Below are 18,674 nucleotides of genomic sequence, written 5' to 3'. Positions count from 1 at the left end.
ATGATGCAAGCGCAAGACGCCACCCATATCGACCTTTCCGGTCTGATCCGTCTCCAGGCCGATGCCCGCGCCCTGAAGCTCCCGTCTGCCCGCCCCGTGCGCAGCAAGCAGGCGGGCCTGCAACGGTCCCCCATGCGTGGCAGGGGCATGGCGTTTGCCGAGATCCGGCAATACCAGCCGGGAGACGATATTCGCAGTATTGACTGGCGGGTGACCGCGCGGCGCCAGTCGCCCCACACCAAGCTTTACGAGGAGGAACGGGAACGCCCCGTCCTGCTGTTATGCGACCTGGGCCCGAGCCTGTTCTTTGCCAGCACCGGCGCCTACAAACAGGTGCGCTGCGCCCAGCTTGCCGGCATCCTGTCATGGCTGGCGCTGTGGTCCGGCGATCAGGTGGGCGGCATAGTCTTCAATGGCAGGGAACTGACCGTACTACGTCCCGCCCGCCGCAAGAAATCGGTGCTCCAGCTGCTCGACACCCTGGCCAGACTGCAGAAAACGCCGGAAACCGGGCAATCCCCCGATCTTCAGGTGTCATCACTGACGGCCAATCTCGACACCGCCCTGCGGGAAGCCCGCCGCGTCGCCCATACCGGCAGCCGCATCTTCGTGCTCAGCGACTTCCTCACCATCAGTGCCGAAACCTCCCGGCTCCTTGGCGCCCTGGCCAGACACAACACCGTCAGCGCGCTACGTATTGCGGATCCCCTGGAACTTCATCTGCCGGAAAGCGGGCGGTTTGCGGTTGCCGGTGAAGATGGCCCGGTGTGGTTCGATGCCGACAACCCACGTTTCCAGCAGGCCTGGCACGACAAAGTGGCACACCATGAAACACAACTGGCGGACTGCTTCCGTACCTCCGGCGTGACTCCGGCCACGGTGATGACCGGCGAAGAACCCGCAGTGATCCTGCAATCCTTGCTGGGCCCGCGAGGGAGGATCGGTTGATGGAACAGGATCCGCTAAGCCAGCTCCGTGACATACATCTGCCGGAAACCGGCGGCATCTGGCCGCCTGCGCCGGGTTGGTGGGTATTGCTGGCACTTGGCGTGCTGCTGGTGATCGCAGGATTGCTGTTCGTCCGTCGCAAGCGTAGAAAGAACCGCTGGCTCAGGGTTGCCCGCCGGGAACTTAACCAGCTCGCCAGTCACGCAGCGCGGGAACCTCAGTGGTTTGCGCAACTCAATACATTGTTGAAGCAGTGTGCCCGGGAACGTTATCCCGCCGAACGTCCGGAAGCCATGAGTGGGCAGCGGTGGGCTGATTTCCTGATCCGTACCAGTCCGGAAGAACGTGCTTCAGCACGCACCGTTGTGGATGCCATGATTAACAGCAGCTGGCAGCCGGTAGCCGACGCCGAGCCGGATCAGGCGCTGGCGTTCGCACGAGCCTGGCTGGAGGGGCAGAAATGCTGAACCTCGCCTATCCCTGGGTACTGATACTGGTGCTGGCGCCTTTGCTGGTGAAGCTTGCAAGGCGCACGGGGCAGTCCGTGGATGCGCCGGTGTTACCGGTGGGTCACTGGCTGTCCGAGCTTCCCGGAGTCAGCCGCAGCGGAAACCGGCTGCCCTGGTGGCAGGTTGCGTTGTTACTGGTCATGTGGCTGTTGCTGGTGATCGCGGCCGCAAGACCGCAACACGTGGGCGAACCGGTTCAGTTGCTGGTCAGCGGCCGCGACCTGTTACTGGCGGTGGATATCTCACCCAGCATGGACGAACAGGACATGATCATTCAGGGGCGGGGCATCAACCGCCTGCAGGCCGTCAAGCGGGTCGTTGACGATTTCATCCAGCGCCGTGAAGGGGACCGCCTCGGGCTGTTGCTATTCGGCACCGAGCCCTACATCCAGGCCCCGCTGACGTTTGACCTGGCCACTGTCCGGACACTGCTGCACGAATCCGGTATCGGTATGGCCGGACGCGCTACAGCCATTGGCGATGCCATCGGCCTGGCCGTCAAGCGCCTGAGAGACCGCCCCCAGGAACAACGAGTGGTGATACTGTTAACCGACGGCGCCAACACCGCCGGTGAGATCACCCCGGACAAGGCCACCGAAATCGCGAAAGCGACCGGCGTGCGTATCTACACCATCGGCATCGGGGCCGAATCAATGGTGCAACGTGGTCTGCTGGGATCGAGGCAGGTGAACCCCTCTCGCGATCTGGACGAAGCCCTGCTGAAGCGCATGGCGGAACAGACCGGCGGTGAGTACTTCCGGGCCCGCAGCCTGCCGGAACTGGAACTGATCTACGAGAACATCGACCAGCTTGAACCCATCGAGCTGGAGGGCAAACACTATCGCCCGGTCACCGACCTGTATGTCTGGCCCGCTGCGGCAGCGGTTTTGCTGTGGTTGCTGCTGCAACTGCTAAAACTGGCCCGTGCCTCTGGCCGACGCTCATCCGGTCGTGAACGCTCCGGCGGCATAGCGCAGAGGTCTCCCCATGGCTGATTTCCATTTCCTGCGCCCGTTGTGGCTACTGCTGATACTGGCAATACCGCTGATGCCCCTGCTCTACCGCAAGGCACGCCAAAGCGACAGCGGCTGGTCGCGTATCATTCCCGAACCAATGCTACGCCCGCTCATCAGCCGGTTTGGTCAATCAGGCTCCCGCACACGTTCCCCTGTGCTACCTGCGGCGGCGGCCCTGCTGATTCTCTCCGTCGCCCTGGCCGGACCGGCCTGGCGACAGGCCCCGACACCACTGCAGCAACAGAACGACAGCCTGGTGATCGTACTGGACCTGTCCCTGTCCATGCTGGCGACCGATGTTGAGCCAGACCGGCTGACACTGGCCAAACGTAAAATTCGCGATATTCTCAGGCAACGGGAAGGCAGCCTTACCGCTCTGGTGGTCTATGCCGCCGATGCCCACGCCGTCAGCCCTCTGACCGATGACCGGAGAACCATCACCGGTATGTTGGAGATACTCGACCCGGTGATCATGCCGGCGGCGGGCAATCGCGCCGATCTTGGCATTGCCAGGGGCCTGGAACTGCTGAAACAGGGGGCCCCGGGCAAAGGCCGGATGCTGCTGATTACCGACAATGTCCGTGATGACTACCAGGATCGGATTGCCCAACAACTCCAGGGCAGCCGTTTTGCCCTCAACACCCTCGTCGTCGGCACAGCGGAAGGCGGCCCGATTCCACTGCCCAAAAGGGGATTCATCCGGGATAATGGCGACATAGTGATTACCAAAGCGAGCCCGTCGGCATTACAGCACCTGGCCCAAAGCAATGGCGGCAGCAGTCATCTACTGACCATCGACGATACCGACATCAGCAACCTGGGCTTGCTGGCCGAGGATGCCGAAGATTGGCAGGAGAGTGAACGGGACCTGACGGTGGATCGCTGGCAGGATGATGGATACTGGCTGCTCTGGCTGGCACTGCCCCTGATACTCATTGGCTGGCGCCGGGGAGCCCTGGCCGTCGCGCTGCTTGCAATCCTTCCGCTGACTCCCCGGCCAGCCCTTGCGCTGGAATGGTCCGAACTGTGGTCGCGGGAGGATCAGCGGGCTCCGGAAATGATTGCCACGGATCCCGAATCGGCAGCCCGGCGGCTGGAGAACCCGCAATGGCGGGGCTTCGCCCAATACCGTGCCGGCGACTATGACGCAGCAGTGGATTCCTTTGCCACCGACGACAGTCCCCGGGCCCACTACAACCGGGGCAATGCGCTGGCCAGGTCCGGCAAACTCGAGGAAGCGATCAGTGCTTACGATCAGGCCCTGACGGCCCAGCCAGACATGGAGGACGCCCGCTTCAACCGCGACATCGTTCAGCAAATGCTGGAGCAACAACAGCAGCAAAATGATTCCGGAGAAGGCAACGATTCCGATCAGCAGAACAATGAGCAACAGGACCAACAGGACCAACAGCAACAGCAGGAATCCAATGGCGGTGGCTCCGGCGAGCAAAGCCAGGACAATCAGCAGGGTGACCCATCCGGCGACCAGCAGCAGAACAACGAACAGAGCCAGCAGGGCGAACAGAGCGGCAATCAGGACCAGGAGCCGTCCTCGCCACAAGACCAGCAACAACAGGGTAGCAGCCAGGCAGACGGCTCGAATGAAACCGCCGAACAAACCCGGCAGGCGCCCGCGGAACTCTCCGAGGAACCGCTGACCCAGGGACAGGAGCAATGGTTGAGACGAATACCCGATGACCCCGGCGGGCTCCTGAAACGAAAATTTCTCCAGCAATACCAGCAACGAGATACCCAACCCGATGAGGGCGACACCCCATGGTAAGACGGCATGCGATCCCCTTTATTCTGATCACCCTACTGCTCGCACTGGCCGGCCCAGCCAGCGCAGACAGTGACCTGACGGTGGAGCCAGACCGCACCCGGCTTTACGAGGGCGAGGCCCTGACACTGACCGTCAGGGGCAGCATGAAGATCGATGTAAACCTTGGCAATCTGTTTGACCTGGATGTCTCCAGCCTGCCCTCACCGGATATAGACAAGGTGGAAGAAGACTTCGACATTGTCGGCCGCAACCAGCGCTACAGTATTCGTACCGTGAATAACGAAATGGTGGGCGAAATCACCTGGACCTACCAGTTGGCTCCGAAAAAAACCGGACAGTTGACCATTCCCGCACTCACCTTTCAGGATGCCCGGTCCGATCCGGTCGATATCAACGTTATCAGCGGAACGTCGCCTGATGAGCAATCCGAGCCCCGTGACAGCTTCATCGAACTGTCTGCCGACAAGGACGAAGTGTATGTGCAGGAACAGCTCGTCCTGACCATCAAACTGTTTTTCAGTGGCAATCTCATTCGCGGCGAACTGTCGGAGCCGGAGCATCCGGACGCCATCATCGAAAGCCTGGGTAAGCAGAGGGAATACAGCCGTTACCGCGACGGCGTCCGTTTTCGTGTGGTTGAGAGGCGATACGCCATTTACCCGCAACAGACCGGGGAACTCAGCCTCGACGCCATCCGTTTCGAGGGCCGTGCCCGTACGCCCGAGGGGCAACTGAAATTCCTCCGTGACAGCGAAAAGCTGTTCGACATCCCCGTCAAAGCCATTCCGGCCGATTTCAGCGGTGATACCTGGCTTCCGGCCAGCCAACTGGAGCTTTCGGAATCCGGCCTGCCGAACGAGCAGACTCTTGCCACCGGTCAAAACCTGACCCGAACGCTGGTACTGGAAGCCCATGGCTTGCCTTCCGAGACCTTGCCGCCCTTCCCCGAACAGGGCATTCCCGGCATTCGCACCTACCCGGAGCAGCCTGCACGCGCTGCGGACAGCGACCGGGATGGCATAACATCCAGCCTGACACAGACTACCGCACTGGTCCCGGTTCAGGACGGTGATCTGGTGTTACCGGAAATCCGGATTCCGTGGTGGGACACCGAAGCTGACGAAGAGAAAATCGCCGTTATCCCCGCCCGGACCCTGTCAGTCAGCGCCCCGCCCGGACAAGCCTCCACATCCGTTCGGGACTCAGAAGATCCAACACAGGGGGAGAACGCCGCAAGCAGGCGCGAGGGGGATGAGGACAGCGAGCCTGCGCCCACATCCCTGTTCTGGCCAATCCTCAGCCTGATACTGGCCATCGGCTGGCTGGTGACCGCACTCGCTTGGTGGAAGAACCGCGGGAAACGACAGCCTGCGACATCGGCGCATCCTTCTGTCGATCACCAGGAAAAGGCGCTGTTCCGGGAGTTGTGCCAGGCTGCGGATGCAGGAGCCGTGCGAACCCTTGAACTGCTACCCAGGTGGGCCAGCCGCTGTTTCCAGGACCAGCAGTTTGACAGTGCTGCCGATGTCGTTCGCTTTGCAGCGGACGACACGCTGACCCAGGAGCTGGAAGTGCTACAGCGGCGGCTGTTCGGCAGGCATCATAGTAATGTGGAATGGGACGGCAAGCCTTTGATAACCGCCCTGAAGAAACTGCGGGGGAAGGACGCCAACCACCCGGAAAAAAAACAAGGTCTGCCTCCCCTGTACCCGGCAGGACTGATCAGTCAGTAACTGAAAAAGGCCCCGGATGGGGCCTTTTTCAGTTCCGCAGCTGATGATCAATCACCAGGGTCGCTGCCACCCCTTCATCATCAGTCACGGCCACCGGATCATTCAGCTCGCCCTGCCAGTCTCCGGCCTGGGGCATGGCGTTGCCGGAACGGGACAGGCGCGCAACCAGCAGAACTTCGGAAGCCCCGGAGAGCCGGTTGTCCGGTGACATGGCATTGCCATCATCCAGACGGACCTCCGCCGGCAGGTCGCCGGCACTCAACCGCGCCACTGCCAGAGGCGCCGAACCCTGGCTACCCGCCTCGCGGGCGAAAACGAACAGGGTGGTATCGTCCGGGATTTCTCCCGCAAAGGCCTCCGACAACTCGATCCGGACGGTCACCCCCGGTCCGGACACGGCTTCTTCGGCGGTATGCGGCGCTTCACGCCCGAGACGTTCATAGGCTTCGTTAATACCCTGGCGAATCGAGCCAAGCTGGGGGTGATCAGGCGCCGCCTCAACAATACGCTCCCAATAGCGGATGGCATCCTCATAGTTTTCCTGGCTGAAGGAGGAAATACCCAATAACCCGAGGGCATTCACCTCATCGGGATTCAGCGCGCGCGCTTTTTCGATGGCCCGCGTGACATCGGCGTCCAATGCCCCCTGACTCCTGAAGAACAGCGCCTGGGCCGACAACCCCCAGGCCGTGGCTTCCTCCCGGTCATCGTCTTCAACCTGTTCGGCCAACCGTTCGAATGCCCATGCGGCATCCTCAAACTGTTCCAGACGCATGTAACTTCGGCCCAGCATGGCCCAGCCTTCGGTGTTTTCCGGTTTGGCTTCCAGCCGTTCCCGCAACTGGGCCGTCAGCCGCGTCATCTGTTCGACGCGGTCGCCATCCGATGCCGTCATTTCCTGCATCGCCAGGTATTGTTCCAGATCGTCCATCGCGCCCCATTGCTGGTACAGGAAAATCGCCGCCGCTGGCACCAGCAAGAGACAGACAAAGGCAATCACCAACGAGCTGCGGCGGCCACGCCCGGCCATCGCGGGTCTGGTCACCGCCTTGTCGGCATCGGGCACATCGTCAAGCATGCTGCCCGCCAGCTCCTCTTTCAGCTGTTGATAGTTCTCCTGATCAAGAATGCCGGCCTGGTACTCGTTCTCCAGTTCCGCCATGCGCGAGCGATACGCCATCAGGTTCTGATTACGGAGATCCGTTTGCTGCCGTTTGTTAGCCGGGTGGGAAAACAGTGGCCAGATAACAAAGGCCAGGGCCAGAACAATGAACGCTGTGGCGATAATCCAGAAAGTATCGGTCATAAGAAGATCGTGAAGTTTCCGTGGGGAGTTGGGTAGTCAGTTCAGCTGCGGGGATCCCGGTCATCGTCGGATAGCAACCGGTCGACACGGGCCCTTTCTTCCGCGGTCAGCGGCGGTTGCTGGCTGTTGCGTCGGCGGGAGCGAATCACGATGCCGGCAACCACCAGTAAACCACCTCCCACCGCGATGGCGGGTGTTGCCCACAGCAATAGGGTGCGGCGATCTACTTCGGGTTTGTAGCGGACGAATTCGCCGAAGCGCTCCACCAGTGCGTTGACGATTTCCTCGTCGCTGGCCCCTTCCTGCATCATGCGGTAAACCCTGTCACGCATGTCCTTGGAGATGGGGGCATTGGAATCGGCAATGTTCTGATTCTGGCATTTCGGGCATCGCAGCTCCGCAATCAGATCCCGGTAACGTTGCTCTTCCTGGAGTGAGCCGAAACCATGCAAGTTGGCTTCGTCCGCAGCTACCTGAAACGAGAACAGTGCGGCGAGCAGGATCAGGACCAGTCGTGCCATCAGGTGTCCTCCCGGTAACGCTTCACCAGGGGCTCGAGGTCTTCCTGCCAGACTTTCTCATTGACCACCCCCACGTGCCGATAGCGAACCACGCCCTCGGCATCGATGACGTAGGTTTCCGGAGCGCCGTATACCCCGAGGTCGAAGCCCAGGGTGCCTCTGGGGTCGTAGATAGTCAGGGCGTAAGGATTCCCCAGACGGTCAAGCCAATCCAGTGCATCCTCACGATTGTCCTTATAGTTCAGGCCAATAATATGTATGCCCTTCTCTTCGGCGAGCCACACCAGGTCGTCGTGCTCGTCGCGGCAGGCCGGACACCAGGTACCCCAGACGTTCAGCAGTGAGACCTGCCCCCTGAAAACCTCCGCATCCAGCTGTTTGTCGGCCTCAGCCAGGTCGGACAGCGTGAAGGCCGGAACCGGTTTCCCGATCAATGCCGAATCCAGATGCGTGGGATCCTTGCCAATCCCGGCAAACAGCACAACACCCAGCACGATCACCAAAACGAGTGGCAGGAACAGCAATACCCGCTTCATGACAGCACCTCTGCGACACCGCGATCACCCTGACGGCCCGTTTCCCCCGAATCCTGTTTTTCAGCAACCCGCTCACGGATGCGGTATCGCCGATCAGCAATCGCCAGGAAACCGCCGGCGGCCATGAACAGCGCTCCAAGCCACAACCAGCGCACCAGCGGTTTGTACTGCAGGCGGATGGCCCAGGCCTCGTCACTGATGCGCTCACCTATAGCCACAAAGACATCCCGGAACAGTCCGGCGTCGATATCGGCTTCGGTCATGACATTGCGCTGAACCTGATACTGCCGTTTCTCCGGGTGCAACGTTGCCACATGCCGGCCATCCTGTGTGACCTCAAACGAGCCGTACTGGGCCGTGAAATTCTGGCCCTGGCGTTCGCCAATTTCGGTGAAGAGTACCTGGTAGTCCCCTACCATCGCAGTGTCACCGGGTGTCATTCGCACGTCCCGCTCGACGCCATAGTTCGACACCACGGTTGCCCCGGCCATGGTAATGGCCAGCCCGAGGTGCCCCAGAACCATGCCGTAGTAGCTTCTGGATTGCCGCTTGAGGCCGTGCAGCCGCCCCTTCTTCGAGGACGACTTGTCCCAGAGGTCCCAGGCGGTAGCCATAGTGACCCATATAGCCACGAAACAGCCGGCAAAAGCCCAGGGCCTGAACCCGCCATAGACCACCATGACCGCCGCCGTTGCCACAATGCTGACCGCCAGCGGCCAGAGCAGTTTGCGGCCAAGCCAGCCGCCGTCGGTTTTCTTCCAGCGAGAGAAAATACCCGCGCCCAACAGCAGCCCTGCGGCCAGGGCCAGCGGGCTGAAGGTCAGGTTGAAGAAGGGCTCGCCTATCGACAGGCGTCCCATGTCCAGATAGTCCAGAACCAACGGGTACAGCGTGCCGATCATGACCAGCAGTGTGGCTGACACCAGCAACACATTGTTGAGAAGCAGGAAGATCTCCCGGGACAGGGAGCCATAACGCGACCGTACATGCACCACCGGCGCCCGCACCGCGTACAGGGTCAGGCTGGAAATGATGGTGATGGCCAACAGCGCCAGCAGGAAAGTGCCCCGCTCCGGATCGGAGGCAAATGCGTGTACGGACGTCAGCACGCCGGAACGCACCAGGAATGTTCCCAGCAGACTGAGGGAGAAGGTGACAATGGCCAGCAGCACAGTCCAGCTCTTGAAGACGCCCCGTTTCTCGGTCACCGCAAGGCTATGCATCAATGCGGTGCCGGACAACCATGGCAGCAGGGAGGCGTTTTCAACCGGGTCCCAGAACCACCAGCCGCCCCAGCCAAGCTCGTAATAGGCCCACCAGCTGCCAAGAGCGATGCCCAGCGACAGGAACGACCAGGCGACCGTGGTCCATGGGCGGGACCACCGGGCCCACGCCGCATCAAGGCGGCCATTGATAAGAGCGGCGATAGCAAACGCAAACGCCACGGAGAAACCCACATACCCCATGTACAGCATGGGCGGATGAATAATCAGGCCAAAGTCCTGCAGCAGCGGGTTCAGGTCGGCACCATCCGCCGGCACGTTGGGCAGCATGCGGTCAAAGGGATTCGATGTGATGATGACGAACAACAGGAAACCCACGCAGATAATACCCATGACCGACAATACCTGGGCGATCATCACCGACGGCAGACGGCGACTGAATATGGCCACCGCCAGCGTCCAGCCTGCCAGCATCAGGATCCAGAGCAGCAGCGACCCCTCATGGCCGCCCCACACCGCACTGAACTTGTAGTACCAGGGCAGCATGCTGTTGCTGTTATTGGCCACGTAGGCGACCGAGAAATCATCGGTGACAAAGGCGTGGGTCAGGATCGCAAAGGCAATGGCGATGAACACGAACAGTCCGGCGGACAACGGGCGCGCAAACGCCTGCAGGGTGTCACGACCGGTCACCGAGCCCACCAGCGGGACCACGGAAAGGAGCACTGCAAGCAACAGCGCGAGTATCAGTGCAAACTGTCCGAGTTCCGGATACATCAGAGCTCTCCAAACATCAAAAATTTATTGTCGTGACGCGCGCTCAAGGGCCTCGGCCACTTCCGGCGGCATGTAATTCTCGTCGTGCTTGGCCAGTACCTGGTCGGCCACAAAACGGCCATTCTCATTCAGCCGCCCCATGGCCACCACGCCCTGCCCCTCAGCGAACAGGTCCGGCAGGATGCCGGTGTACTCGACCAGCACCGAGGAATTGAAGTCGGTGACCTTGAATTCCACCTTCAGGCTTTCCGTATCCCGCAGCACCGATCCTTCCTCGACCATGCCTCCGGCGCGAATCCTGACGTCCACCGGGGCATCGCCCGCGGCAATCTGGCTGGGATCGTAAAACAGGTTAATATTCTGGCGCAGGGCAAACGTCGTCAGCCCAACGGCAACGGCAATCCCTGCCAGCAGGAAGAGAACTATCGTCAGTCGTTTTTTTCGAGTCGGGTGCATCGTTTTTTCTGCCATTCAATCTTGAGAAGCGTTCACACGCGTAAAACTGGCGGCCCGGGTTCTCTCGCCCGCAGCCATGTTGCTGGCCGGCGCCCGGGCCAACTCACGCCGCTGAGCTGCCATAACCTGACGGCGCTGGCGCAGCGACCAGTAAACCAACCCACCCAGCAGCAGGAAGAAAGCGCCATAACAGGTCCAGACATAAGGGCCGTGCCCTTCCATGGCGATAAACGCAGTCAGAGAATCAAACGCCATGCCGTCAGCTCCTTCCCGCCTGCACCAGCTCTTTAACCCAGCGGGTGCGGCGTTCACGAATCAGAATTTCCGTTTGCATACGCAAGCATGCAAACCAGCCAAAAACCAGATAAAGCCCCAGCACGGATAATAACAGGGGCACCCACATTTCCGCGGGCATGGAGGGTTTCTCCGTGAGCTTGAAAGTGGCGGGTTGGTGAAGGGTATTCCACCACTCCACGGAATACTTGATGATAGGTATATTCACCACCCCGACCAGCACCAGCACAGCAACCGCCCGCGCCGAGGATTTCTCATCGGAGATTGCCGCCCCAAGGGCAATCACGCCAAAATACAGAAACAGCAGAATCAGCATGGACGTAAGCCGGGCGTCCCATATCCACCAGGTTCCCCATGTGGGCTTGCCCCATACCGCACCGGTAAACAGCGCGAGGAAGGTTAACACCGCGCCCACCGGAGCCACCGACTTGACGAAGACATCCGCCAGCTTCATACGCCAGACCAGGGTAACCACCGCCGCCGCCGCCATCATGATATAAACGGACTGGGCCAGGAACGCCGACGGCACGTGAATGAAGATGATCCGGTAACTGTTGCCCTGAAGGTAATCCTGCGGAGCAAATGCCAGCCCCCAAACCAGGCCGGCAGACAACAACGCCACCCCGCCCCACAACAGCCAGGGCATCAGCCGGTTGGCAATACCGAAGAACCATTTCGGCGACCCCAGCTTGTGAAAGATTTGCCACATCAGGTGTTACCTTCTACCTATTAACTGTTAGACAAACTGATACGCAGGGCCGCAGCCGATGCGAAGGGCGCGAGCGTCACCGCCAGTGCCAGGAACGCCCCCATCAACGCCATATAGCCTCCCACCGGGGCGCCATCCGTCGCCGCAGCCACGGTGCCCGTGCCAAAAATCAGCACGGGAATGTACAGCGGAATGATCAGCAGAGACAAGAGCACCCCTGCCGACCTCAGCCCCAGGGTCAGTGCCGCGCCGATGGCGCCGATCAGACTGAGTATCGGCGTTCCAATCAGCAGCGTTAGACACAAAACCGCAATAGAGTTCCCTTCAAGATGCACCATGACTCCCAAAAGTGGTGCCAGCAACACCAACGGCAGCCCGGTCAGTACCCAGTGGGCGATCACTTTGGCCAGCACCAGCAGGAACAGGGGCTGGGGCTGCAACACCAGTTGTTCGAGGGTGCCGTCGTCAAAATCATGCCGGAACAGATGATCAAGGGAGAGCAACACCGACAGCAACGCCGCTACCCACAGGATACCGCTCCCCGCCTGCTGTAGAAATGACACTTCCGGGCTAACACCAAGGGGGAAGAGCGTCACCACCATGACGAAGAACAGCAACGGGTTGAGCAGATCCTGCCGTTGCCGGAATGCCGACTTGAGGTCACGCAGGAACACCGCCTTCATGGCGTGACCGGTGCCGACCGCTTCAGTAACCGGTCGCCATCCGCCCCGGGAATCAGACGTCATCGCTGCTGCCTCCCAGGGTGATACGCTGCATCGATGGCAACTGCAGGTCATGGTGGGTGGTCACCACAATGGCGCCACCATCCCGGGCTCGTTGCACCAGCAGGGATTCCAGGGCAGTCACACCGTCAATATCGATTGCGGTAAACACTTCGTCCAGAATCCACAGGGGCTCGTCGGCAATCAGCAGGCGCGCCAGCGCCACCCTTCGCTGCTGTCCGGCCGACAGGCGCCGGCACGGTACGTCCTCAAAGCCGGCCAGGCCAGTGCCCGCCAGCGCCTGTCCGAGCATGCTGTCACTGACCTTTTTCCTGCCGGCCATCAGCGCACGCAGATTCTCCATGGGTGTCAGCAGCGGTTTGATGCCGGGGCGATGGCCAATGTACAGCATGTTACGCACGAATTCTTCGCGAGCTCGGGACCGGGGTTGTCCCAGCCAGAGCAGGTCACCGGACCAGCCATCATTCAGGCCGGCCAGGATTCTGAGCAAGGTGGTCTTGCCGGAACCGTTGGGCCCCTCGACACGGGTCAGAGTACCGGGCAGTATGGAGAAAGAAAGTTCCCGGAACAGCATCCGGTCGTCGCGCTCACACTGCAGATTGACAGCCTGTAGTAACGGCTCAGACATCAGGGCCCCAGATCTGGAACAACGCGGTGGATACAACCGGCGTTGTGGACATTCAATTCTGCCTCCGTTCAGGTGTCGCGAATCAAGCAGGTACCGCGAATCAGGAAGGGACAGAGATTTCAGACAGGCAATAGTTACCAGCGCGGCGTATTATAACGAAACCGTGACCTGATTACTCTTGTCGAGAATCAAAACAGCACCGATGAAATTACCAAACGGTAACCCGACACCGCCGCCGTCCGGCGAACAAACCAGATTGCCCGCAGGTGGGGCCAGCAGGGGGCCGCAACCTCAGGGCTCCGGGGCCGTGTCGGCGCGTCAGCAACTGGACCAGTTACAACTCGCCAACCGGGAAAGCGTGCTGGCACGGGTCGCGGAAGTCATCAATCGTCAACAGGATGCCGGGCAGCAATTGCTGCTGGAAGTGCGTGGCCGCAACCTGACCGTGCAGGCCGCCATCGGCGAGACCTCCCTGGAACCCGGAGACTGGGTCAAAATCATGCGCGCCGGCAATGAGTTGCAATTGATGGGCAAGCTCGCTCCGGCCCAGGAAGCCGGTATCACCCGTGCACTCGCCCAGCGGCTGCCGTGGCAACAGAGTATCGACGGCGGGCTGGCGAAAATTCTTTCCAGCCTGGCCCAGGGTATCCGGCCAGAGGCGGGCGGGACCACCCTGCCCTCCGCACGACAGCCACAACCACTGCCCCAACCGGTGCGACAGGTTATCGAGCAATTGGTAAACCGGCTGCCTGCCAGTACCGGACTGGCCTCACCAGGCAATGCAAACGAGACAGGGCAGCAGATACGCCAGTGGATTGCCGAAAGCGGGCTGTTTGCCGAGGCCCGGCTCGCTCAGAGTCGGGAGACCGCCCTGCCCGACCTCAAACTGGCGCTGGGCCGGATTGTTACAGCACTGCTCAGCCACCAGGGCAGCAGTCCGGAACACTTCAACCGCCTGACCCCGCTGGCGACTCCCGAACTGGTCCAGGCGCCCCTGCAGTTCCCCAACACGCTATCGCCTCCGGCGCCACAGGGCTCGGCGGAACCACCGACCGTGGGGCAGATGCTGCGACTGCTCGCCGGTATGCTCAACCGGATCACCGTCAACCAGCTTCACAGCCAGGTGCTATCGACGCGCACCACGGCAGACACGCCGGCACCGGTGTCGACCCTGTTACTGGAGCTGCCCTGGGTGACGCCACAGAGTGAGCCGAGGATTGCGCAGCTGAGAATTGAGCACGAACAGCCAGACAATGAACACACCGGCGGAAAACGTGCCGGTGTCGCGGAATGGCGACTGTCCCTGGCCATGGATCTTGACGAGGCCGGCCCGGTGCATTTTGACGTGGCCCTGCGCCAGGAGCAGGTGTCTGCCCGCGTCTGGGCGGAAAAGCAACGCACCCTGCAACGGGTTCAACAGGACCTGCCAACCCTGCGCCAGAGTCTGTCGGAACTGGGGCTGGAGGTAACGGATCTGGAATGCCGCAGGGGCAGCCCCCGGGGTGCAACCACACGACTGGAACACCGACTGGTGGACACCAAGGCATGAGCAACACGGATCAGCAGCAATCCAGCGCTGCGGTGGCGCTGAAGTACGATGGCAAGTGCGCGCCGACCATTGCCGCTACGGGCACTCACGAACTGGCCGAGGAAATCGTCCGGATCGCCCGGGAACACAACGTCCCTCTCTACGAGAATCCGGAGCTGGCCAGTGTCCTGGCGCGGCTGGAACTGAACGAGGAAATTCCGGAGACCCTGTACCAGATCATCGCGGAAATCCTGGCGTTTGCCTTCAACCTCCAGGGTAAGACACCGGCGGACGCCGGCAGGACCACCCCGGAGAGCGAGTAACGCCCGACGAAAGCCGGCTTAAGCCGCCTCACGCTTCCTGAGCGCAGACACCAGCTCCGCTTCGGGCCGGGAAATACCACAGGTGTTCATCAGGTCGTCGATATCCGCCCCCAGGTCAACCAGCCTTGAGGCCTCATCGTAGGAAATTCGCAGGGGATCGTTCTGGCGCATCTCATCCAGTGCGCCGCCGAGCTCATGGAGCTGACGCTCACAGGCTACCAGCCGCTGGCCGACACCCATGCTGCCGCTGGCGGTGGCATGAAGTTCGCGGCCGAGGGTGTCACAACGATCCTTGAGCCGGGTTTGAAGCTGACGGATCTCACGACGCTGCACAATGGCCTGCACCGCCATCAGGCCAAGGGCCGCTGTTGTCAGCAGCCAGGGAATCAGGGAAGAGTACTCTGCAAACATGATGAACGCCCTCAAGTAGGTTAACCACCGGGGCGTCCATCATGCCGGCCTGTTCCGGAAAGCGTTTCCGGGATTACAGTGCCGCGATTTCAGCCCACTCGTGGTCAGACAGCATCTTGTCGAACTCGACCAGAATGATCAGTTCGCCATCTTTATTGCACACGCCCTGGATAAACTTGGCACTTTCCTCGTTACCCACGTTCGGTGCAGTTTCAATTTCACTGGCTTTCAGGTACACCACCTCGGCCACGGAATCCACCAGAATTCCCATTACCTGGTCCGCGGATTCCATCACCACGATCCGGGTCGCGTCAGTGACTTCCGAGTCCGCCAGACCGAATCGGCGGCGGGTATCGATCACCGTGACCACGTTACCGCGCAGATTGATGATGCCGAGTACATAATCCGGCGCACCCGGAACCGGTGCAATTTCGGTGTATCTCAGCACCTCCTGAATCTGCATGACGTTCAGACCATAAGTCTCGTCATCCAGCCGGAAGGTCACGTACTGCAGTACCTGATCGTCCTGGGCCTGATGTTGGTGTCCGCTCGGGGATGCCATAGCGTTGTCTCTCCTCTTTGGCTGCCCGGCGGGCAACCTGATCGTCAAAAAATCATCATCAGCGCCCAATACTATAGTTAAGGGCACAAACCGTGCCAGCACCGCACGGTTTCATTCAGTAACGGCTTATTAACTGAGATCCAGGTGGTGCTCCCGCTCCGCCCGGACCAGCAAATTCGCCATGGTGCGCACATCAATCAGGGCGCACATGTGATTGACCACGGTTCCCGCCAGCCAGGGGCGTTTGCTGCGAGCTGTCCGCCAGCGAACCTCATCCGGCATCAGGGTGAAGGACTGGGCCACATCATCACAGGCCAACCCCCAGTCGCTGTTATCCAGCCGGATCACAAAACGATAATTGTCACGCGCATTGTCGGGTGCTCGCCCCGCCATGATCCACTCCGCAGTGTCCACCACCCGCAGGTTATGATCGCGATCAGCACGGATCCCCATGTACCAGCGGGGGCTGCCGGGAATCGGCTTGATGCTTTCTTCGATGCGGTGAATGGCGCCCAGCAGAATCAGCGGCACCGCCAGCTGCAGGCCCGCCACGGTAAAGATCAGACACTCAAAGGGCTGTTCAGACCACTCAGGACGCGACGGGGGCGATTCAGGCTCAATCTTCGGTTGCGGCACCGATGCGGCAGGCGTCTGCTGGATGTCCGCTGCCTTTTTTGCGACGGGCTCCGGCGCGGGTCGGCTGGTTTCAACCCGGGGCGCTGGTTCAGTGATCACCGGCGTGGGATCAGGCGCGGGTTCAACCGTTGGCTCCGGTTCCGCCGCCACTTCCGGCGCGCTAACAGCGACGTTGTCCTGGCGCGCCGTATCCGTCGCGGTGTGCAACAGCTCGTCGAGATAACTGGCAATGGCACTGGCGGGATCCGCCAGCTTCGTCAATTTTTCGTCAGCCATGCCTGCGCTCCCGCTCCACGCCAGTGCGGGCCATCAGATCCTCGAGCAGGCTGCTGTAAGCCCGGACTCCGTGGGTACCGGCGTCCAGGGAGGAAGGCACCACCCCACCCTGACTGGCGTCGCGGAACTTGGTGTCCACCGGAATGGCAAAACGCCAGAGTGTATCCGGATAGGTTTTACGCAACAGGTTCAGGCTTTTTACGGACGCCTGGGTACGACGGTCAAAAAGCGTCGGAACAATGGTGTAAGCCAGCTCGTTCTTTTGGGATTTCATGATCATCTGCAGCGTATGTAGCATGCGCTCCAGGCCCTTGATCGCCAGAAATTCCGTTTGTACCGGAATAATCAGGTGCTGCGCGGCCGCCAGTGCATTCACCATCAACACCCCCAGGGACGGCGTGTTGTCGAGAATCACATAATCAAAATCATCCCAGAGCTGAGCCAGTGCGCGGGAGATGATCAATCCCATGCCTTCCACGCCCACCATCCGGCGTTCAAGGGTTGCCAGTGCGGTACTGGCCGGCAGCAATGACACGCCTTTGCAGCTGGTTTCGGTAATCAACTGGGCGGCGAGGCCGTCCGGCACCTTGCCCTGATGCTGGAACAGATTGAACACACTCTGGGCGATGGTGTCGGGATCATAGCCAAACCAGCTGGTCAGCGAGCCATGAGGATCCAGATCCACCACCAATACCCGCTTGCCGCGCTCTGCCAATAGCCCGGCCAGCGCCACCACCGATGTGGTCTTTCCGACACCGCCTTTTTGATTGGCTACTGCCCAGATTCGCACGTTACGCTCTCCACTCATTTATCCCCGGATATGCCATGGCACCACAGCGGTCCCTACCCATCGTTATCGGCAGCGGACCGCCCAACTTGAACGCTATCGGCAAGTGTTTGCCGCGAAAGACGGTACAGGGAAGATCAATACAGAAACCATGCCAACCAACGGTAACGCGATTACCGCATCACTCCACGGATGCTGGCATCGCGGGAAATCAGCAAAACCACCCGGCGATTCCGGCGGCGACCTTCTTCGGTATCGTTACGGGCTACCGGCTGGTGCGCACCGTACCCGACAGCGGCCAGCCGTTCAGGTTCCACGCCCTCCATGGTCAGCATTCGAACCACCGCCGCGGCCCGGGCCGCCGATAGTTCCCAGTTAGAGGGGTAAGCACTGGTGCGAATCGGACGGTTATCGGTGAAGCCTTCCACCTTGACCGCGTTGTCCCGGTTACGCAGAACTCCGGCGATTTTTTCAACCACCGCGAAACCATCGTAGTGGGGTTCCGCGGCGCCACTGCTGAACAACAGGCTGTCGGGCAGATTCAGTTCCAGCCAACGGTCATTGCTTTCCAGGGACACCACGCCCTGGTTGATCAGCTCCTCGAATTCCAGGGCGAGCTGGTCAGCCATGGCCCGCAGCGCTTCGGTCCGGCCCTGCTCACTGAGTTCCGGATTGCGCGGGGCCTCGGTTACTTCGGGCACAATGACACTGTCGGATGACGCGGAATCTGCACGCCGGGGCTGGTCCCCCACCTCTATGGGCTGAAAGGACCGTTGCGGTGCATTGAAAACGCCGGTCAGGGTTTCCGACAGCACCTTGTACTTGCCTTCGTTGACGGAAGACACGGAGTACATGACCACAAAAAAGGCAAACAGGAGGGTGATGAAATCTGCATAGGAGATCAGCCACCGTTCCTTGTTGTGGAGGTCGTCCTGAGGTGGTTGTCTACGACGCCGCATAGTCCCGCCC

Annotated in this window: 21 protein-coding genes; 7 read left to right on the top strand and 14 right to left on the bottom strand. The window is 60.7% G+C overall.

Annotated features, from left to right (window positions below; all coding sequences use genetic code 11):
* From ACJO5Y_RS02300 to ACJO5Y_RS02280, 5 genes are read left to right on the top strand one after another with little or no spacing between them, the layout of a single operon-like run.
* The gene (locus ACJO5Y_RS02300; protein WP_406984764.1) at positions 1–948 is read left to right on the top strand and encodes a DUF58 domain-containing protein; all 948 of its coding nucleotides are present in this window, start codon (positions 1–3) and stop codon (positions 946–948) included.
* Positions 948–1,415 carry a DUF4381 domain-containing protein gene (locus ACJO5Y_RS02295; RefSeq protein WP_406984763.1) on the top strand — a complete coding sequence of 156 codons (468 nt, stop codon included), beginning with the start codon at positions 948–950 and terminating at the stop codon, positions 1,413–1,415. The genes ACJO5Y_RS02300 and ACJO5Y_RS02295 overlap by 1 nt, the downstream gene beginning before the upstream one ends.
* Positions 1,409–2,452, top strand: coding sequence for a vWA domain-containing protein (locus ACJO5Y_RS02290; RefSeq protein WP_406984762.1), 1,044 nt, complete (start codon positions 1,409–1,411; stop codon positions 2,450–2,452). The genes ACJO5Y_RS02295 and ACJO5Y_RS02290 overlap by 7 nt, the downstream gene beginning before the upstream one ends.
* Positions 2,445–4,256, top strand: coding sequence for a VWA domain-containing protein (locus ACJO5Y_RS02285; protein WP_406984761.1), 1,812 nt, complete (start codon positions 2,445–2,447; stop codon positions 4,254–4,256). Before ACJO5Y_RS02290 ends, ACJO5Y_RS02285 begins: the two co-directional genes overlap by 8 nt.
* Positions 4,250–5,989, top strand: a complete 1,740-nt coding sequence (locus ACJO5Y_RS02280) for a BatD family protein (protein WP_406984760.1) — start codon at positions 4,250–4,252, stop codon at positions 5,987–5,989. Before ACJO5Y_RS02285 ends, ACJO5Y_RS02280 begins: the two co-directional genes overlap by 7 nt.
* Before the next feature lie 28 nt (positions 5,990–6,017).
* On the opposite strand, the gene ccmI is transcribed toward ACJO5Y_RS02280, so the two are convergent.
* The 9 genes from ccmI to ccmA are packed head-to-tail and all read right to left on the bottom strand — an operon-like array spanning position 6,018 to position 13,182.
* The gene (gene ccmI, locus ACJO5Y_RS02275; RefSeq protein ID WP_406984759.1) at positions 6,018–7,295 is read right to left on the bottom strand and encodes a c-type cytochrome biogenesis protein CcmI; all 1,278 of its coding nucleotides are present in this window, start codon (positions 7,293–7,295) and stop codon (positions 6,018–6,020) included.
* Between the two features lie 41 nt (positions 7,296–7,336).
* On the bottom strand, positions 7,337–7,816 hold the full coding sequence (locus ACJO5Y_RS02270; RefSeq protein WP_406984758.1) for a cytochrome c-type biogenesis protein: 480 nt from the start codon (positions 7,814–7,816) through the stop codon (positions 7,337–7,339).
* Complete coding sequence (locus tag ACJO5Y_RS02265) at positions 7,816–8,352, bottom strand: DsbE family thiol:disulfide interchange protein (RefSeq protein WP_406984757.1); 537 nt, start codon at positions 8,350–8,352, stop codon at positions 7,816–7,818. Before ACJO5Y_RS02265 ends, ACJO5Y_RS02270 begins: the two co-directional genes overlap by 1 nt.
* Positions 8,349–10,352 (bottom strand): heme lyase CcmF/NrfE family subunit, encoded by a 2,004-nt coding sequence (locus ACJO5Y_RS02260; RefSeq protein WP_406984756.1) that lies wholly within the window; start codon positions 10,350–10,352, stop codon positions 8,349–8,351. Before ACJO5Y_RS02260 ends, ACJO5Y_RS02265 begins: the two co-directional genes overlap by 4 nt.
* A gap of 24 nt (positions 10,353–10,376) precedes the next feature.
* On the bottom strand, positions 10,377–10,808 hold the full coding sequence (gene ccmE, locus ACJO5Y_RS02255) for a cytochrome c maturation protein CcmE (RefSeq protein WP_406984755.1): 432 nt from the start codon (positions 10,806–10,808) through the stop codon (positions 10,377–10,379).
* Positions 10,809–10,823: 15 nt separating this feature from the next.
* Complete coding sequence (ccmD, locus tag ACJO5Y_RS02250) at positions 10,824–11,063, bottom strand: heme exporter protein CcmD (RefSeq protein WP_406984754.1); 240 nt, start codon at positions 11,061–11,063, stop codon at positions 10,824–10,826.
* 4 nt (positions 11,064–11,067) lie between these two features.
* The gene (gene ccmC / locus ACJO5Y_RS02245; RefSeq protein ID WP_406984753.1) at positions 11,068–11,811 is read right to left on the bottom strand and encodes a heme ABC transporter permease CcmC; all 744 of its coding nucleotides are present in this window, start codon (positions 11,809–11,811) and stop codon (positions 11,068–11,070) included.
* Between the two features lie 20 nt (positions 11,812–11,831).
* Positions 11,832–12,557, bottom strand: coding sequence for a heme exporter protein CcmB (gene ccmB, locus ACJO5Y_RS02240; protein ID WP_406984752.1), 726 nt, complete (start codon positions 12,555–12,557; stop codon positions 11,832–11,834).
* Positions 12,547–13,182 (bottom strand): cytochrome c biogenesis heme-transporting ATPase CcmA, encoded by a 636-nt coding sequence (gene ccmA, locus ACJO5Y_RS02235; RefSeq protein WP_406984751.1) that lies wholly within the window; start codon positions 13,180–13,182, stop codon positions 12,547–12,549. The genes ccmB and ccmA overlap by 11 nt, the downstream gene beginning before the upstream one ends.
* Before the next feature lie 202 nt (positions 13,183–13,384).
* On the opposite strand from ccmA, the gene fliK reads away from it, so the two are divergent.
* The gene (gene fliK / locus ACJO5Y_RS02230; RefSeq protein ID WP_406984750.1) at positions 13,385–14,731 is read left to right on the top strand and encodes a flagellar hook-length control protein FliK; all 1,347 of its coding nucleotides are present in this window, start codon (positions 13,385–13,387) and stop codon (positions 14,729–14,731) included.
* Positions 14,728–15,033 carry an EscU/YscU/HrcU family type III secretion system export apparatus switch protein gene (locus tag ACJO5Y_RS02225; protein ID WP_406984749.1) on the top strand — a complete coding sequence of 102 codons (306 nt, stop codon included), beginning with the start codon at positions 14,728–14,730 and terminating at the stop codon, positions 15,031–15,033. Before fliK ends, ACJO5Y_RS02225 begins: the two co-directional genes overlap by 4 nt.
* A gap of 18 nt (positions 15,034–15,051) precedes the next feature.
* Here the strand turns inward: ACJO5Y_RS02225 and ACJO5Y_RS02220 are convergent, their stop codons facing one another.
* The 5 genes from ACJO5Y_RS02220 to motD form a co-directional block, all read right to left on the bottom strand.
* Positions 15,052–15,444: a DUF2802 domain-containing protein gene (locus ACJO5Y_RS02220; protein WP_406984748.1), complete on the bottom strand. Its 393-nt coding sequence runs from the start codon at positions 15,442–15,444 to the stop codon at positions 15,052–15,054.
* A 73-nt stretch (positions 15,445–15,517) separates the two neighbouring features.
* On the bottom strand, positions 15,518–16,006 hold the full coding sequence (locus tag ACJO5Y_RS02215; protein ID WP_406984747.1) for a chemotaxis protein CheW: 489 nt from the start codon (positions 16,004–16,006) through the stop codon (positions 15,518–15,520).
* 129 nt (positions 16,007–16,135) lie between these two features.
* Positions 16,136–16,918, bottom strand: a complete 783-nt coding sequence (locus ACJO5Y_RS02210) for a chemotaxis protein CheW (RefSeq protein WP_406984746.1) — start codon at positions 16,916–16,918, stop codon at positions 16,136–16,138.
* Entirely contained in the window at positions 16,911–17,708 is a 798-nt protein-coding gene (locus tag ACJO5Y_RS02205; protein WP_406985028.1) for a ParA family protein, read from the bottom strand. Before ACJO5Y_RS02205 ends, ACJO5Y_RS02210 begins: the two co-directional genes overlap by 8 nt.
* 170 nt (positions 17,709–17,878) lie before the next feature.
* Positions 17,879–18,664 (bottom strand): flagellar motor protein MotD, encoded by a 786-nt coding sequence (motD, locus tag ACJO5Y_RS02200; RefSeq protein ID WP_406984745.1) that lies wholly within the window; start codon positions 18,662–18,664, stop codon positions 17,879–17,881.
* Positions 18,665–18,674 lie beyond the last annotated feature (10 nt).

Origin of the sequence: Marinobacter alkalisoli, from assembly GCF_045449855.1 — a bacterium.
In the GTDB taxonomy this organism is placed as follows: domain Bacteria; phylum Pseudomonadota; class Gammaproteobacteria; order Pseudomonadales; family Oleiphilaceae; genus Marinobacter.
This window is presented reverse-complemented; position numbering and strand designations above follow the sequence as displayed.

Excerpts from the sequence above, each read along its gene's own strand:
- ACJO5Y_RS02215 (WP_406984747.1), bottom strand. The coding sequence starts at position 16,006 with ATGGCATCCCCGAGCGGACACCAACATCAGGCCCAGGACGATCAGGTA.
- ccmC (WP_406984753.1), bottom strand. The coding sequence starts at position 11,811 with ATGTGGCAAATCTTTCACAAGCTGGGGTCGCCGAAATGGTTCTTCGGT.
- ccmI (WP_406984759.1), bottom strand. The coding sequence starts at position 7,295 with ATGACCGATACTTTCTGGATTATCGCCACAGCGTTCATTGTTCTGGCC.
- ACJO5Y_RS02220 (WP_406984748.1), bottom strand. The coding sequence starts at position 15,444 with ATGTTTGCAGAGTACTCTTCCCTGATTCCCTGGCTGCTGACAACAGCG.
- ACJO5Y_RS02260 (WP_406984756.1), bottom strand. The coding sequence starts at position 10,352 with ATGTATCCGGAACTCGGACAGTTTGCACTGATACTCGCGCTGTTGCTT.
- ACJO5Y_RS02225 (WP_406984749.1), top strand. The coding sequence starts at position 14,728 with ATGAGCAACACGGATCAGCAGCAATCCAGCGCTGCGGTGGCGCTGAAG.
- motD (WP_406984745.1), bottom strand. The coding sequence starts at position 18,664 with ATGCGGCGTCGTAGACAACCACCTCAGGACGACCTCCACAACAAGGAA.
- fliK (WP_406984750.1), top strand. The coding sequence starts at position 13,385 with ATGAAATTACCAAACGGTAACCCGACACCGCCGCCGTCCGGCGAACAA.
- ccmB (WP_406984752.1), bottom strand. The coding sequence starts at position 12,557 with ATGACGTCTGATTCCCGGGGCGGATGGCGACCGGTTACTGAAGCGGTC.
- ACJO5Y_RS02265 (WP_406984757.1), bottom strand. The coding sequence starts at position 8,352 with ATGAAGCGGGTATTGCTGTTCCTGCCACTCGTTTTGGTGATCGTGCTG.
- ACJO5Y_RS02295 (WP_406984763.1), top strand. The coding sequence starts at position 948 with ATGGAACAGGATCCGCTAAGCCAGCTCCGTGACATACATCTGCCGGAA.
- ACJO5Y_RS02270 (WP_406984758.1), bottom strand. The coding sequence starts at position 7,816 with ATGGCACGACTGGTCCTGATCCTGCTCGCCGCACTGTTCTCGTTTCAG.
- ACJO5Y_RS02210 (WP_406984746.1), bottom strand. The coding sequence starts at position 16,918 with ATGGCTGACGAAAAATTGACGAAGCTGGCGGATCCCGCCAGTGCCATT.
- ACJO5Y_RS02285 (WP_406984761.1), top strand. The coding sequence starts at position 2,445 with ATGGCTGATTTCCATTTCCTGCGCCCGTTGTGGCTACTGCTGATACTG.
- ccmE (WP_406984755.1), bottom strand. The coding sequence starts at position 10,808 with ATGCACCCGACTCGAAAAAAACGACTGACGATAGTTCTCTTCCTGCTG.
- ccmD (WP_406984754.1), bottom strand. The coding sequence starts at position 11,063 with ATGGCGTTTGATTCTCTGACTGCGTTTATCGCCATGGAAGGGCACGGC.
- ACJO5Y_RS02300 (WP_406984764.1), top strand. The coding sequence starts at position 1 with ATGATGCAAGCGCAAGACGCCACCCATATCGACCTTTCCGGTCTGATC.
- ccmA (WP_406984751.1), bottom strand. The coding sequence starts at position 13,182 with ATGTCTGAGCCGTTACTACAGGCTGTCAATCTGCAGTGTGAGCGCGAC.
- ACJO5Y_RS02280 (WP_406984760.1), top strand. The coding sequence starts at position 4,250 with ATGGTAAGACGGCATGCGATCCCCTTTATTCTGATCACCCTACTGCTC.
- ACJO5Y_RS02290 (WP_406984762.1), top strand. The coding sequence starts at position 1,409 with ATGCTGAACCTCGCCTATCCCTGGGTACTGATACTGGTGCTGGCGCCT.